This window comes from Caproicibacter sp. BJN0012, from assembly GCF_035986805.1.
GTDB lineage: Bacteria > Bacillota > Clostridia > Oscillospirales > Acutalibacteraceae > Caproicibacter.
Window position 1 is genome coordinate 1,901,625 of sequence record NZ_CP142518.1, and the last position, 15,854, is coordinate 1,917,478.

13 protein-coding genes are annotated in these 15,854 nt (G+C 54.6%); 2 read left to right on the plus strand and 11 right to left on the minus strand.

Features of this window, described 5'->3' with window-relative positions; all coding sequences use genetic code 11:
- Positions 1-2 precede the first annotated feature (2 nt).
- The 11 genes from hisZ to VA597_RS09245 all read right to left on the minus strand — a co-directional run bounded on the left by hisZ (position 3) and on the right by VA597_RS09245 (position 13,282).
- Entirely contained in the window at positions 3-1,199 is a 1,197-nt protein-coding gene (gene hisZ, locus VA597_RS09195) for an ATP phosphoribosyltransferase regulatory subunit (protein ID WP_128742478.1), read from the minus strand.
- A gap of 73 nt (positions 1,200-1,272) precedes the next feature.
- Positions 1,273-5,613: a PolC-type DNA polymerase III gene (locus tag VA597_RS09200; protein ID WP_243112468.1), complete on the minus strand. Its 4,341-nt coding sequence runs from the start codon at positions 5,611-5,613 to the stop codon at positions 1,273-1,275.
- 13 nt (positions 5,614-5,626) lie between these two features.
- Positions 5,627-6,673 carry a flavodoxin-dependent (E)-4-hydroxy-3-methylbut-2-enyl-diphosphate synthase gene (gene ispG / locus VA597_RS09205; protein WP_128742479.1) on the minus strand — a complete coding sequence of 349 codons (1,047 nt, stop codon included), beginning with the start codon at positions 6,671-6,673 and terminating at the stop codon, positions 5,627-5,629.
- The gene (locus VA597_RS09210) at positions 6,670-7,746 is read right to left on the minus strand and encodes a M50 family metallopeptidase (RefSeq protein ID WP_243112469.1); all 1,077 of its coding nucleotides are present in this window, start codon (positions 7,744-7,746) and stop codon (positions 6,670-6,672) included. Before VA597_RS09210 ends, ispG begins: the two co-directional genes overlap by 4 nt.
- A 3-nt stretch (positions 7,747-7,749) precedes the next feature.
- Positions 7,750-8,904 carry a 1-deoxy-D-xylulose-5-phosphate reductoisomerase gene (locus VA597_RS09215; protein ID WP_128742480.1) on the minus strand — a complete coding sequence of 385 codons (1,155 nt, stop codon included), beginning with the start codon at positions 8,902-8,904 and terminating at the stop codon, positions 7,750-7,752.
- A gap of 47 nt (positions 8,905-8,951) precedes the next feature.
- Positions 8,952-9,773: a phosphatidate cytidylyltransferase gene (locus tag VA597_RS09220; protein ID WP_128742481.1), complete on the minus strand. Its 822-nt coding sequence runs from the start codon at positions 9,771-9,773 to the stop codon at positions 8,952-8,954.
- Positions 9,774-10,475: an isoprenyl transferase gene (locus VA597_RS09225; protein ID WP_326974495.1), complete on the minus strand. Its 702-nt coding sequence runs from the start codon at positions 10,473-10,475 to the stop codon at positions 9,774-9,776.
- 11 nt (positions 10,476-10,486) lie between these two features.
- The gene (gene frr, locus VA597_RS09230; protein ID WP_128742483.1) at positions 10,487-11,041 is read right to left on the minus strand and encodes a ribosome recycling factor; all 555 of its coding nucleotides are present in this window, start codon (positions 11,039-11,041) and stop codon (positions 10,487-10,489) included.
- Positions 11,038-11,763: a UMP kinase gene (pyrH, locus tag VA597_RS09235; RefSeq protein WP_128742484.1), complete on the minus strand. Its 726-nt coding sequence runs from the start codon at positions 11,761-11,763 to the stop codon at positions 11,038-11,040. Before pyrH ends, frr begins: the two co-directional genes overlap by 4 nt.
- Positions 11,764-11,969: 206 nt before the next feature.
- A complete protein-coding gene (gene nrdR, locus VA597_RS09240; protein ID WP_128742485.1) occupies positions 11,970-12,431 on the minus strand; it encodes a transcriptional regulator NrdR in 462 nt (153 codons plus the stop codon).
- A gap of 56 nt (positions 12,432-12,487) precedes the next feature.
- A complete protein-coding gene (locus VA597_RS09245; protein ID WP_243112470.1) occupies positions 12,488-13,282 on the minus strand; it encodes a sugar phosphate isomerase/epimerase family protein in 795 nt (264 codons plus the stop codon).
- Between the two features lie 113 nt (positions 13,283-13,395).
- Between VA597_RS09245 and VA597_RS09250 the strand changes: the two genes are divergently transcribed.
- Both VA597_RS09250 and abc-f read left to right on the plus strand, forming a co-directional pair.
- Positions 13,396-13,833, plus strand: a complete 438-nt coding sequence (locus VA597_RS09250) for a hypothetical protein (protein ID WP_128742486.1) — start codon at positions 13,396-13,398, stop codon at positions 13,831-13,833.
- Positions 13,834-13,945: 112 nt separating this feature from the next.
- On the plus strand, positions 13,946-15,847 hold the full coding sequence (abc-f, locus tag VA597_RS09255) for a ribosomal protection-like ABC-F family protein (RefSeq protein ID WP_128742487.1): 1,902 nt from the start codon (positions 13,946-13,948) through the stop codon (positions 15,845-15,847).
- Positions 15,848-15,854 lie beyond the last annotated feature (7 nt).

Genomic DNA, 15,854 nt, shown 5'->3' on the forward strand with positions numbered 1-15,854 from the left:
CCTTATATCAGATTGATCGTCTTCACGGTTTCGCCGACAAAATCGATCCGTTTGATTCCGCTTGTCTGCGCATAAGCGATCGCATCGTCCTGCGTTTCGAACACGCTGGTTTCGCAGTGCAGCCCCTTTGAAATCAGATCGGAGGCATATTCGAGGGCCTTGACCTCGCAGCCTGCGTCCCCGTGGACCAGAATGTCCATCGGGAGAACCGGGCAGACATTTCCCCGGTCCAGCAGGGTCTTGGCAATCGCGTCCACGTTCACGGCGAATCCGATGGCGGGCATCGGCTGACCGAAGTGCCCCAGCAGATTGTCGTAACGGCCTCCCAGCAGAACGGCGTCGCCGAATTCCTCCACATAGGCGCTGAACACGATGCCGGTATAGTAGTCGTTTCTCTGTACCAGTCCCAAATCGATCATCAACTGGCCGCTCTGTTCCAGCTCGGAAAGAGATCGATATACTCCCCGCAGATAGTCAAGGATGCCGGCAAGCCTCTCATCGCCGCACAGATGCGAAGCGCGGTCGAACACTTCCTCGCCGCCGAAGAGCCTTGGCAGTTCCCGCAGCGCGAGCACGTCCCTGCTCTCCGGCAGTCCGTCCAGAATGCCGTTCAGGCGGGCGTAATTTTTCGTTTCGATCGCGCTTCGAATCTCTTCCCTCAGATTTTCCCCGGCTGGAATCCGCCCGGCAAGGGTACGGAAAAATCCGGCGTGGCCGATTTCCAGGCGGTATCCAGGCAAGCATTTTCCCAGCGCTTCCAGCGCCGTCGCAATCACGTCAAGGTCGGCACGGAGTCCTGAGGCGCCCAGAAGCTCGATTCCGGTCTGTACGGATTCGTCGCTTCGGCCGGTCAGCCCCGGATTGTTCCGATAGATCGGCTGCGTATAGTACAGCCGGATCGGTTTCGGCAGATTTTGAAGCCGGGTCGCGGTCAGGCGCGCGATCGGCAGCGTCGAGTCCGGACGCATGACGATCAGCCGCCCGTGCTTATCCGACATTTTGTACATGACGTCCTGGGAGATGCCTGAAAAATCCGGATCAAAAACATCATAAAACTCCAGCCCCGGGGTTACCACCTCATGAAACCCGCGGGAGGAGAAGACATCGCCGATCGTTCTTTCAATATATCTTCTTGTCAGGCACTCTTCAAATAAAAAGTCCTTGGTGCCCTCCGGCGTGATCCTGTCATTTTTCTTCATGAATGCGCTCCTTGTTTTCCCGCGGTACGCTTTACCGTGCTAATAGGATAGCATACTAAAATACTGTTGTCAACTAAAACAGAGACATCTGGCTGCTCTTGGGCAAATCTTTCAGCACTCCGGCCGTTTCAAAGGTTTCAATGACGGATTTTGACACTTTAGACCTGCCCTGCAGGTCATCCACGGAGATATACGGTCCCTTTTTCCCGGCTTCCGCAAGGCTGTTTGCGGCGGCTTCGCCGACCCCGGAAAGCGAGAGGAACGGAAGCCGGATCTTTCCGTCCTCCACCAGAAACTTCTTCGCGTCAGACCGGTGCAAGTCAAGCGGAAGGACTTCGATTTTCCTGGCCAGCATCTCATTGACGATCTGCAGCGTGGAATAGGCGGATTCCTCCTTGGCGGAGGCTTCTTTGCCCTTCATGGCGATTTCGCTCATTTTTCGCCGCACCGCCTCCCTGCCCTGCATCACGAGCGCGCCGTCGAAATCCTCGCCGCGCACGGTGAAGTAAGCGGCATAGTATTCCACCGGGCGGTGGACCTTGTACCATCCAAGCCGAAGGGTCGAAATCATGTAGGCCGCGGCGTGAGCCTTGGGGAACATGTACTTGATCTTCATGCAGGAGTCGATGTACCACTGGGGCACGCCGTGATCTTTCATGGCCTGAATGTAGTCCTCGGTCAGCAGCTTCGGCGCCTTGCCCTTTCGGGTGATCTCCATGATCTTGAACGCCATTTTCGGTTCCAGCCCTTTATGGAGCAGATATGTCATGATGCTGTCGCGCGTTCCGATGACCTCCGAAATCGTGCAGGTCCCGTTCTTGATCAGTTCCTGCGCGTTGCCGAGCCAGACATCCGTGCCGTGGGACAGCCCTGAAATCTGAAGAAGGTCGGAGAAAGTCTTCGGATTGGAGTCGAGCAGCATCTGGCGGACAAAGCTGGTGCCGACTTCAGGCAGCGAAAACGTGCCGGTCTGGGAATCGATATCCTCCGGCTTCACGCCGAGCGCTTCCGTGGAGGTGAACAGGGACATCACCTGCGGGTCGCTCATGGAAACGTCCATCACGGGAATGCCGGTGTAATCCTCCAGATAGCGGTAAATGGTCGGAACATCGTGTCCGAGCTCGTCCAGCTTGCAGATGGTGTCGTGGATGGAATGGAAGTCGAAATGCGTCGTGATGCTGTCGGAGTTCTGGTCGTTGGCCGGGTGCTGCACCGGGCAGAAATCAAAAACTTCCTTGCCCTTCGGCACAACGACCATGCCCCCCGGGTGCTGGCCCGTGGTGCGCTTGACGCCGGTGCAGCCCGCCGCGAGGCGCAGTTCCTCCGCACGGTGCAGCACCAGCCCCTTTTCCTCCTCGTATTTCTTGACAAAACCGAGCGCTGTCTTGTCGGCCACCGTCGCGATCGTTCCGGCTTTGAACACATGGTCTTTGCCGAACAGCGTCTCCGTGTAGCGGTGGGCGCTCGACTGATATTCGCCGGAAAAATTCAGATCGATATCGGGGGTCTTGTCCCCGTCGAACCCGAGAAAGGTCTCGAACGGGATCGTATGGCCGTCCCGGCTATACTCCGCTCCGCAGACGGGGCACTTCTTCGGCGGAAGGTCGAAGCCGCTGCCGATGCTGCCGTCGGTGATGAACTCGCTGTGTTTGCAGTTCGGGCAGACATAGTGCGGGTCCAGCGGATTCACTTCGGAGATTCCCGCCAGATTCGCGACGAAGGAAGAGCCGACCGAGCCGCGCGAGCCGACCAGATATCCGTGCGCAACGGAATCCGCAACCAGCTTCTGCGCGATCATATACAGGATGGAAAAGCCGTGCTTCGTGATGGAACCGAGTTCCCGCTCCAGCCGCTTTTGGACCAGTTCGGGCAGCGGATCGCCGTACAGTTCCTTGGCGCGCGTCCAGGAAATTTCAGTGAGCTGCTCCTCCGCGCCCTCGATGAACGGGGGAAAAGTCCCCTCCGGAATCGGCCGGATTTCCTCGATCCCATCCGCGATCCGGTTTGGATTCGTCACGACGACCTCATATGCCTTTTCCTTGCCCAGATAGGAAAACTCCCGCAGCATTTCCTTTGTGGTCCTGAAATAAAGCGGAGCCTGCTCATCCGTATCTTTGAAGCCGAGGCCCTGCATCAGGATTTTGCGGTAGTCCCCGTCCTTCGGGTCCATGAAATGAACGTCGCAGGTCGCGACGACGGGCAGATTCAGCTTTTCGCCCAGCCTGACCACCGTGCGGTTGAATTCACGGATTTTCTCCTCGTCCGGAACCAGCCCTTCCCGCACCATGAACCGGTTGTTCCCGATCGGCTGAATTTCCAGATAATCGTAAAACGACGCGATTTCGCACAGGGCGGACCACGGCTGCGCGCCGGAAATCGCTCTGTAAAGCTCACCGGCTTCACAGGCGCTGCCGACTATAAGGCCCTCACGGTATTTCAATAATTCAGACTTCGGAATCCGGGGATTTCGATAAAAATAATCCAGGTGTGATTTGGAAATCAGCTTGTATAGATTTTTAAGGCCTGTCTGGTTTTTTGCCAGCAGAATCATATGGTAGGATTTCATTTTTTTGATATCCCCGCCGGCAAGGCAGCTATTGATATCCTGCACCGTTTTCGCGCCGGTATCCTCTTTGAGCTGCTGAACCAGCCTTAAAAAAATCTGCCCGAGCACCGCGGCGTCGTCACAGGCGCGGTGGTGGTTGAACGGGTCGAGCTTCAGATATTTCGCGACGGTGTCCAGCTTCGCGTTTTTGATCCCCTTTAAAAGGGAGCGGCACATCGGAACGGTGTCTATGTAGGTGTTCTCAAATTCAAATCCGCTCCGCCCGGCGGCAATCCGGATAAAGGATGTGTCGAAATCCGCGTTGTGGGCAATCAGCACCGCGTCTTTTCCGCAGAATTCAAAAAATTGCCGCAGAGCCTGGGACTCCGACGGAGCGTCCCGCACCATTTGATCCGTAATTCCGGTCAGCTCCGTGATTTTCGCGGGGATGCCGCGTTCCGGATTGACAAACGTGTCGAAGGAATCTTTGACTTCTCCGTCCACGATGCGGACCGCGCCGATTTCTGTAATGCGGTCGGCGTTAGGGCTCAGTCCCGTCGTTTCAATATCGAAGGAAATGAATTCGCCCGAAAGCTCCCGGTTGTCGCTGCCCTTGACGGCCGGCACCAGATCGTTGACAAAATAGGCTTCCGTGCCGTAGAGAATTTTGATCGGCTGATCTTTCTTTTTCAATTCCTCCGCGGTGTTCATCGCATCCGGAAACGCCTGCACAACGCCGTGGTCGGTCACGGCGACGGCCTTATGCCCCCATTTTGCCGCCCGGCGGATCAGATCGGACACGGAGTTGACCCCGTCCATTGCGGACATGTTGGAGTGAAGATGCAGTTCCACGCGCTTTTCCTGCGCGTCATCCATCACTTCCACCTGCCTGACCGTCGCGATGCTCTTGGGCCGGAGGACGATCTCATGGTCGTATTTATCGTATTCCACATCTCCGCGAACTAAAACGGACATCCCTTTGGCCAGCGTGTCCAGCATTTTGCATTGGGTCGCCATCTCGATGATCTTCAGCGTAATGGAACCGGTGTAATCCGTCACGTTGACGGAATAAATTTTCCGCTGCCTGTCCCGGGTCGCCTTCTGATCGACGGAAAAGATTTCGCCCCAGATGGTGGCGCTTCCGATATCGGGCGTGATTTTGGAAATCGGGATCGGCTTGGCGCGCGGCAGATGTCCGTAAATTTCCCTGGCGCTGTCCGGAATGATGGTCGGATAAAGGGTTTCCCCTTCCCTTACGCTGATGGTTTTTGGGGTCGTTTTTTGCTGAAGGGAACGCTCCGCCGAATCCACATTTTCTGTAATCTCTTCCCTGCGGCGCGCCTCTTCCCTCACGATCTTCCGATTGATGAACGCGGCGGCCCCCGGTTCAGCCGCCAGAACACCGCCGAATTCAACGGCAAGGCTGAGTCCGAACTCCTCGCGGATCAGTCCGGAAAGAAGCCGATCCACGCGGCGGGTCTTCAGAATCTCTCCGCCGCCGTGTTTTAAAGTGATCAGAAGCCTGCCATCTTTCAGTTCCGCAATGGAATCCGTAAAAGTTCCGTTCAGGCTCGCCTCCCGGCGTTTCAATTCGGCAATCAAGCTCGGATAATAATCGGTTGAAAAAGAAGCCTGCGGAAAGGTTGGTTTCACGCAGGCTTTGGAGAGCCGGAGCGGCTTGCAGGAAACAATGCTGCGTTCCACATGGTCCAGTACGTTCCGCTCCACCAAGGCCGGAAAAAGGACGTTGGCCGTGAGCGTCCTGACGGCCGAATCAATCTGGAGGGAAGCGATCGCCCCTTCGCGGACCGGTTCCGGCAGCCGTGAAACATCTATGTATTCATGAAAAAAATCTCCAAACTTCTTCAATGACCTTCATCCTTTACATTTGGTCGATTTCCCCCAGCAGGGCTTCAACCAGCTTATCCTCCGGGACTCTGCGGACGATTTCGCCCTTTTTAAAAATCAGCCCGGCTCCGTCGCCCCCGGCAATCCCGATATCCGCTTCCCGCGCCTCTCCCGGTCCATTGACCGCACAACCCATCAAAGCTACCGTCAAATCCTTTTGAGAACCGGCAAGACGCTTTTCCACTTCATCCGCAATGGAAATCAGGTCTATTTTGGTCCTGCCGCAGGTCGGGCAGGAGACGATCCGAATGCCGCCGCGCAGAGAAAGCGCTTTGAGCAGGTCGATTCCGGCTGCCACCTCGCGCACTGGATCGGCCGTCAGGGAAACCCTGATCGTATCTCCGATTCCCCTCTGCAGCAGGGAGCCGATGCCGATCGCAGACTTCATGATTCCCATCCGTTCGCTGCCGGCTTCCGTCACGCCGAGGTGGAGCGGATAGCCGCACTGGCCCGCGACCAGTTCGTTCGCCTGAATCATCCGGTTCACATCGGACGATTTAATGGAAATGACAATATCTTCAAAATGGGATTTTTCCAGCAAGGCCGCGTGTCGCAGGGCGCTTTCCGCCAACGCTTCCGGAGCCGGTCCTCCGTATTTCGCCAGCAGGTCCTTTTCCAGCGAACCGGAGTTCACGCCGATCCGGATCGGAATTCCGCGTTCGGAACAGGCTGCGGCAACTTCCCGGACGCGTCCGTCCGAACCGATATTTCCCGGGTTGATCCGCACGGCATCCACCCCCGACTCCGCGCACGCGAGTGCAAGCCGGTAGTCAAAATGGATATCCGCCACAAGGGGAATCTTCACCGCTTTTTTGATCGCGGGCACCAGTTTCACCGCGTTTTCATCCGGCACCGCGACGCGCAGGATCTCGCATCCGGCGCGTTCCAGCGCTTCGGCCTGCCGCACATTCCCCGGAATGTCACCCGCGGGCCGGTTCAGCATCGACTGCACTGTGATTCTGGCTCCCCCGCCGACGGCGACGGGACCGACATGAACCGTTCTTGAGATTCTCACGTTCAGCCCAAGCCCTTTCCGGTGATCAGCCTCAAAATATCGCTGTAAGTCACAACCACCATAAAGCCCATCAAAAGGCAGAAACCCGCCGTCTCCACAATTCCGACATATTTCTGCTGCAGAGGCTTGCGGCGAATTGCTTCCACGAGCAAAAACAGAACTTTGCCTCCGTCCAGCGCCGGGAACGGCATCAAATTGACCACGCCGAGGTTGACGGTCAGGACCATAATCATATAGAGAATATTGTCAAGGCCTGCGACAAAGCTCTGGGCAAGCCCCGCGGAAGCCGCCTGGTTGATCGCGCTGACCGCCCCGACCGGACCGGCGACATCGTTGAATCCAAATTTGCCGGTCGCAAATCCGACCAGGCTGTACCAGACCATACGGACGGTGGATACCGTATCCTGAAAGGATTTGGTAATCAGCGTGCCGAAATTCTTTTTTATCGGCATCACATAAAAATCGAGGGTCAGATAATTTTTTCCGTTCACTTTGCGGCTGTTGAATTTCACGTTGTCAAACGCAAGTTTTTTGCCGTTCCTCAGCACTTCGATGTCGACGGAATCGGGATTCGCCGTCGCAAGAGCGAAGCTCAGATCCCGGTCCCCATAGATATGGTAGTGGTCGACGGAGACAAATTCGTCTCCCCGTTTCAGGCCGGCCTGCTGAAGAGCGGAGTTCTGATCGAACTGTGAAATCGTGGTGGAGGAAAACGCGGTTTCCTGCCCCAGAATCGTCATCATCAAAACAAGCCCGAGCAAAATATTCATCAGGGCGCCCATCACGACAACCAGCAGGCGCTTCCATACCGGCTTTTTCCCGAAGGAGCGTTCGTCCCCGCTCTCCTCGTCCTCCCCCTCCATGGCGCAGAATCCGCCGATCGGCAGCAGGCGCAGGGAGTAGCGGGTTTCTTTTCCCTGCTTATGAAACAGGGTGGGACCCATTCCGATCGCAAACTCGTTGACGCGGATCCCGCATAACTTCGCCGTGAAAAAATGACCGAATTCGTGGATAAAAATCATAAAGCCAAACAACAGAACCGCGATGATAATCAGAATTGCTTTTATGATGACACTCACCTCTCAGGGATTCACTGTATGGTAAACGTAACTGCGCGCCCGCGCATCCGCTTCCAGAATTTCTTCCATCTCTTTCACTTGTTCCACATCCGGTTGGCGTTCCGTCGCTTCCCATACCAGGTCGCCGATCTCGCAGAAGGAAATCCGGTGATCCAGGAACAGCTTTACCGCGGCTTCATTCGCCCCGTTCGCCGCCGCAGGCGCGAGGCCGCCGCGCCGCAGCGCGCGCCGGCAGGCTGCAAGGCAGCGAAAGGTTTTTTCATCCGGCCTTGCGAAGCTCAGCGTACCGTATGCCGCAAGGTCGAGCTCCTCCGTCTGGGAAGGAAGCCGTTCCGGCCAGGTGATGGCGTACTGGATCGGAAGACGCATATCCGGCACACCCATCTGGGCGATCACGGACCGGTCCTGGAATTCCACCATCGAATGAATCACGCTTTCCCTCTGCACCAAGACGTCGATTCTGTCGTCCGCTACGTCAAACAGCCGGGAAGCTTCGATCACTTCAAGGCCCTTGTTCATCATGGTGGCAGAATCGATGGTTACTTTCGGTCCCATATGCCAGTTCGGATGTTTCAGCGCCTGTTCCGGCGTCACATCACGAAGCGCCTCGGAGCTCTTTCCAAAAAAAGGCCCGCCGGAGGCCGTGAGGATAATACGGCGCACCGCCCGCTTTCCCGGGCTGCCCTGCAAACATTGAAACACGGCGGAATGCTCGCTGTCGACGGGAAGGATTTTGACATGGTGTTCCTCTGCCTCCCGCATAACCAGGGCCCCGCCGGCCACAAGAGTTTCCTTGTTGGAAAGCGCGACGTTCTTTCCGGCACGGACGGCGGCAAGCGTCGGCTTCAAGCCGACCATTCCGACAACGGAATTGCAAACAAGGCCTGCCGTTGGCAGGCAGGCCGCTTCGCACAGGCCGTCCATTCCCTGCACTACCCGGACGGGCAGGTCTCTGACCGCCGTTTTCAGTTGTTTTGCGGCGGCCGGATCAAAAACCGCGGCGACCTGCGGATGAAATTCCCTGATCTGCCGCTCCAGCAAAGCGACGTTCTTCTCAGCCGCCAGCGCGCAGATTTTCAGACCAAGGCCGCGCGCAACATCCAAAGTCTGGGTGCCGATAGACCCCGTGGAACCAAGAACAGATAAAGGTTGTTTCATTATTATTCACCAAATGTTTCGATTATTGCAATCCCGCGGCAAAATACTCACTGAACAATGGGAAGAACCTGCACAAGGAGATAAACGAAAGGAGCTTCAAAGATCACGCTGTCAAAACGATCCAGAATCCCGCCATGTCCCGGGATGATTTCACTGAAGTCCTTGATATGACAGCTTCGTTTGATCAGCGAAAAGCTGAGGTCCCCCAAAATAGAGATCACCGTTCCAAAAATGCCAATCAGCAAGAGGGGCAGATAGGAAACCCGGACGCTGTAGGCATAATAGATCGCGTGAAACAAGTAGCCGAAGACCAGCATCGCGGCCGTATTGAGCAGAAGGCCGCCCGCCGCACCCTCAATGGTCTTATTGGGGCTGATCGTAGGACAGAGTTTGTGTTTCCCCCAAAAAGTCCCGGCAAAAAAAGCGCCGACATCGGCCGTCCATGCGGAAAAGATCCCGATGATCACATAAAACATGCCGTGCTCGCCGCCGATATCCCGGAGGCTGATGATGGTTCCCAACGCGGAAGGAATCAGCAGGGACATGCTGTAGATGACTCCGACTTCACGGAATGTAATTTCGGAATGGTAAAAAATCAGCGCGGCGAAGATTACGACGGTATATAAAAAATACGCGACATCATGCCGGAAAGGAGTTGAAAGAAACGGAAATACCGCTGAAAAAAGCAGGCTCGGAATCAGAAGAATCAGATTTTTGGCAAGACCCAGCGCGGTGATGATCTCATTGACCGCGAGAACGGAGATAAGCCCAATCGCAAAATTCAAGGCAAGCGGAAGCGTGCTGTTGCAGATGACGATCGCAGCCAAAAAGATAGTCAAGGTAATTGCCGAAGAAATTCTCGTTCTCAATCAAATCCCTCCGAAACGCCTGTTGCGGGCGGCATAGAGTTCCAGTGCCCGGTCCAAATCCTCCGGCCTGAAATCAGGCCAGAGAATATCCATAAAAATAAATTCCGAATAAGCGGACTGCCACAGAAGAAAATTGGAGATTCTCTTCTCTCCGCTCGGGCGGATGATCAGATCCGGGTCGGGCTGGCCGGCCGTATATAATTTTTGTGAAAAAGCCTTTTCGTCAATTTTTTCCGGGGACAGAACTCCATCTTGAACGTCTTGAGCCAACAGCTTCGCCGCATTGAGAATCTCGGCGCGCCCGCCGTAGTTCAGCGCAATATTGAGAACCATGCCAGTTCTGTTTTTGGAAACCTCTGCGGTTTCGTCGATCAATTCTCTCAGACGGGGATCGAAGGCGGTCTCGTCACCCAGAAAACGGACCTGAATGTTTTCATCCAAAAAATTCGTGAGCGCATCGCTGAGATACTGCTTAAACAGCTTCATCAGGGTAAGGACTTCATCCTGCGGCCGCTTCCAGTTTTCCGTCGAAAAAGCATAAACCGTCAAATGCCGGATTCCGATTTTGCTGCAGTAACGGACGATGGTTTTAAAGACCGCCGCGCCGGCCGCATGGCCGGCGGACCGGGGAAGCCCCCGTTTCTTTGCCCAGCGGCCGTTGCCGTCCATAATGATCCCAACATGTGCAGGCAATTCCTTCATCGACATCGATTCTATATCTCCAAAATTTCCTTCTTCTTATTTTCCAAAACCTGGTCCGCTTCTTTGCAGTATTTGTCGGTCAGCTCCTGCGTCTGTTTCTCGGCAGTCTTTAAATCGTCTTCCGTCAGTTCGGAATTTTTTTTCTTCGCTTTCAGCTTCTCCATGGAATCGCGCCGGATGGAGCGAATCGCCACCTTGCACTCTTCCGCCATTTTGCCGATCTCCTTGACCAGGTCGCGCCGCCTTTCTTCCGAAAGCTGAGGAAACGTGAGCCGGATCACCTTGCCGTCGCTTTGGGGATTGATGCCAAGGTCGGAAGTCTCAATCGCGCGTTCGATCACCTTGCAGAGAGAAATGTCCCATGGCTGAATGGTCAGCACGCGCGCTTCGCTGACGGAAACGGCGGCAACCTGACTGATCGGGGTCGGTGATCCGTAATAATCCACCCGGATCTTATCCAGCACGGCGGGATTGGCCCTGCCCGCGCGAATCGCGCCATAATCACCCGAAAGGACGGAAACGCTCTTTTTCATACGGCTTTCCGCATCAGACAATATTTCTTTCATGACTCATCCTCCTTTATATCTTTTACGATGGTTCCGATCGGTTCTCCGCAGACCGCCCGGATAATATTTTCCGGCTGGTCAATGCTGAAAACCAGAATCGGTATGTGGTTATCCATGCAAAGCGAAGCGGCGGTGCTGTCCATGACCTGAAGCCCGCGGTTGAGCACATCCAGAAAGGAAAGGGAACTGAACTTGACCGCGTTTTTGTTTGTCCTGGGATCACAGTCATAAACCCCATCCACCATGGTGGCCTTCAGAACGATATCCGCGTCAATTTCGGCAGCTCTGAGAGCCGCGGCCGTATCGGTGGAGAAGAAAGGGTTTCCCGTGCCGCAGCCGAACACCACAACTCTTCCCTTCTCCATATGCCGGACCGCGCGGTTGCGGATATACGGCTCCGCGATCTGTCTCATCTCAATGGCGGTCTGGACGCGGACCTGGACGCCGAGCTGTTCCAGAGCGTCCGCCACGCCGAGCGCATTGATCGTGGTGGCGAGCATTCCCATATGATCCGCGCGCGTCCGGTCCATTTTTCCGCTGCTGCGCCCGCGCCAGAAATTTCCGCCGCCGACAACAATGCCGATCTGCACTCCCATTTCGGCGCACTCCTTGACCGGTTTGCAGATTTCCAGGACCCTGTCGAAATCGATCCCGTGGGTCTTGGCTCCGGCCAGACTTTCGCCGCTGAGCTTGAGCAATATTCTTTTATATTTTGGCTGCAATTCCAACACTCCTATTCAGTTTCTCTTATTTTACATGATGGATTGTGCAAAGTAAAGCGTTTCATCGCTAAATATAGTTATTCTTGCCAGGTTGCGGCTGACAAAGACAACCCTGGAAAACCTTTTTCAGCCGGTCATAAAAACAGCCGCCCAACTTCTTCACAATTGGCGGCTGGACATCCGTTTCCCAAGCGGTGAAAAACGGATTATTTAGATTTGCTCTTTATGATCCGATTCAACTCGTCCATAAACGTGTTGACATCTTTAAACTGGCGGTATACAGAGGCAAAGCGCACATAGGCCACTTCGTCCACCGTTTTCAGCTTTTCCATCGCATACTGGCCGATCAGGCTCGACGGAATTTCACGGTCCAGCGAATTTTGAAGCATGTTCTCGATTTCGTCGACGATCTTTTCCAGCGTTTCGATGGAGACAGGGCGCTTTTCACAGGCGCGCAAAAGGCCGTTCATCAGCTTATTGCGGTCGAACGCCTCTCTGGATTTATCTTTTTTGATTACGATGATGGGCACCGTCTCAATCACCTCATAGGTGGTAAAGCGCTTGGAACATTTCAGGCATTCCCTGCGTCTGCGAATCCGTTCTCCCTCATCCGTCGGGCGGGAATCAATTACCTTGCTTTCTGCGTAACCGCAATATGGGCACTTCATCGGTCGGATCACCTCTGGCTTATTATACCAATTTTCCTTATCAATATCAAGCGAAACTATGAAATCCTTCCTGTTAATTCTTCAACCACCCGTTTCGCCGCAAGCAGTTCTTCCAAACGGTTAAAGTTGTGCCGGTATACTTCAATAATAAAGTCTCCGCTGTAGTGAAAACTTTTCAGAAGACGCAGCAGCGCCGGATAATCCATGGTCCCGCAGCCGGGAAGCAGACAGTCAAAACCGGGCCTGTTGTCATTCATGTGCACATGGACGATTTGATCCCCCATCGCGGCGCAAAGCCGGAACGGGTCCTGCCCGCCGCGGACCGCCTGCTTGATGTCCAGCACAAACGCGCAGTCCTGGCCGCAGTATTTTTTCATTTTTAAAAGGAAAGCAGGATCGTCGCTCAGAAACTGATTGACATTTTCCTGTGCCACCGTGACGCCGAATTTCCTGCCGAGCTGAAATAAATCTCCGTACCGGTCAAAATACTGCTCCTCTGAAACCGGAGAATGCTTGTCGTTCCTTTTGCCATGAAGGACGAGAAAATCGGCTCCCAGCAAGTTGCAGACCTCCAGGTAGCGTTTGTAAAATTCCAGCCCGTCCTGAAACCTTCTTTCGTAATCGGAAAAAAGGAGAAAGCTTTCATAGCCGGAAGTAAATGGATGCAGCGACTTGACGCGGCTGCCGGTATCCGCGGCTTTCAGCCGGAGATCCCTGACAAAATCCGGTTTCAGTTCACTGAATGTATTGATAAAGATTTCAAATTCATGAAATCCCAACTGCAGCAATGTGGAAAAAGCGTCTTCCAAGAGCATGGGGTACAAACAGGCAGTAGAAATGCCAGCCTTCATAAAACCACCTCTAAATGATTATATCATATCGCCGACGGGGTGAAAAGTCCAGATTAAACCGCCTTGCATCCGGGCATCCTATTATTTGGTCAAGAACCGGGAGGAAGGCTGTAATGAAGCGAAAGAAAAAAAGGAATCTGATTACCGCGGAACTGTTACGGGTCTCCCGGTTAAGCATGGAAGCGGCCGAGCTGGTCCTTCCGGTCATCCGGGATGAAAATCTGAAGTACCAGGTGGAACGGCAGCGGGAAGCATACCGCACCGCCGCAGCGCGGTCCGCCGAGCTTCTCCGGAAAAACGGATTGGATCCCATCGAACAGCCGGATTTAATGGAGCGGGTTCTCCGCGGCTCCATTAAAACGGACACTTTCTGGAACAAGAGCGCTCCCCATATCGCGCAGATCGCCATTCACTGCACGGATGCCGCGATGAAGGATCTGGCCAAAACGATGAACCTGTCCGCCGACGAGGGAACGGAAAGCCGAAAGCTTGCGGAAGAGTTCCTGGACGCGGGGCAAAGGAACATCGACCTTCTGAAGCAATACCTGTAAGAATGCAGGCGGCGTCTGTCCGCTTGATTTCGACCCTCGATTCCGTTATAATAAGGAAAAAGCGGGAATGCCGCGTTCTGCGCGGGTCCGCAGTACATAGGAAGGGCATTGCATGGGCTACCTCAGTGTTGGAAATCTGGCAAAGTCGTTCGGGACCCAAACGGTTTTGAACGGCGTTTCTTTTGAAATACAGGAAAACGACAGGGTCGGTCTTATCGGAAGCAACGGCTCCGGCAAAACGACGCTGTTTAAATTGATTGCAGGAGAATTGAATCCGGATACGGGAACCATCTCCATGGCAGGCAAAACGGCGCTTGGCTATATGGAGCAACATGTTTGCCGCGACCTGGACCGGAGCGCGGTCGACGAGGTTCTGACGGTGTTTTCGCCGCTGATTTCCCAGGAGCGCGAATTGGAGGAAATCGGGCGGACCCTGCGAAGCGGCGCCGCGGACAACCTAGACGCCCTGGTGGAACGCCAGACCGCCCTGAACGACCGATTTATCGCGAACGGCGGCCTGACATTCCGAAGCCGGGCCCGTTCCGCCCTCCTTGGCCTTGGTTTCGCGGAGGAACAGGCCGGGGTTCCTGTGGGAAAGCTGAGCGGCGGGCAGCGCGCAAAACTGCAGCTGGCCAGACTGCTTCTCAGCGGCGCCAACCTGATGCTGCTCGACGAGCCGACCAACCATCTCGATCTTGCGTCCGTCGAATGGCTGGAGGAATTTCTCCTCTCTTCCAAAGCGGCATTTCTGGTCATCTCCCACGACCGCTTTTTTCTGGACCGGGTGACAAACCGGACTTTTGAACTGAAGAATCACAAATTAAGTCTTTACAAAGGAAGCTATACTTCCTATTCGGAACAAAAAGATCACAAGGAACTGTCTTTAAGGCGAAGCTATGAGAATACGAAAAAGGAAATCAACCGGCTCGAAGGCATCGTGGAACAGCAGCGCAGATGGAACCGCGAAAAAAATATCAAAACGGCGGAAAGCAAGCAGAAGATGATTAACCGGCTGGAACAGACGCTTGTAAAACCGGACGCTCAGGAGGAGGCGCTCTGTTTCCATTTCGGAACCGGCCCGCGCAGCGGAAACGACGTGCTGACAACAAAAGGGCTTGACCTGTCGTTTGGGGAAAACCGCCTGTTCCGAAACGTTTCGTTTGACATCCACCGCGGAGACCGGATCTTTCTGATCGGACCGAACGGCTGCGGCAAAACTTCCCTGTTCAAAGTGCTGCTCGGCCAGATTTCCCCCGACCATGGGTTCTGCCGTATCGGGACCGGCGTGAAAATCGGTTACTACGACCAGCTGCAAACCGGACTGAATCCGGAAAAGCGGGTCATTGATGAAATTTGGGATTATTATCCCCGGATGACGGAAACACAGGTCCGCAGCGCGCTCGCGGTTTTCCTGTTTCAGGGGGACGACGTTTTCAAGCAGACCTCCGCGCTCAGCGGCGGCGAACGGGCAAGAGTCCTGCTGCTGCGTCTGATGCTTTCCCAGGCCAACTTTCTCTTGCTGGACGAGCCGACCAATCATCTTGATCTCCCGTCGTGCGAAGCGCTGGAAGCCGCACTGAAGGATTACGACGGAACTCTGTTCGTCATTTCCCACGACCGGTATTTCATCAATAAAACCGCCAGCAGGATCTATGCTCTGAAGCCCGAGGGAGTCGAAGATTGCGGCGAAAGCTACTCTGAATATCTGGACCGGGTCAAGGGAGAGCGATCCGATCCTTTCGTCCGTGAAGTCCGCGGGGACAGCGGCTACAAAATGAAAAAAAAGCAGGAAGCAGCTCTTCGGAAACAAAAATCCGCCATTCTTCGCCTGGAACGGCAGATCGAGCAAAACGAAACTGAAATCGCGGATTTGCAGGAAAAGTTTTCCGATCCCGCCACCGCGAGCGACTACCAGGCGGCAATGGAACTAACGGAAAAAATCGACGCGATGAAAGCGGAAAACGAAAAGCTTTTCGAGGAATGGAGCCGGCTCTCCCAAAGCCAGGAGGCATAAAAAAACA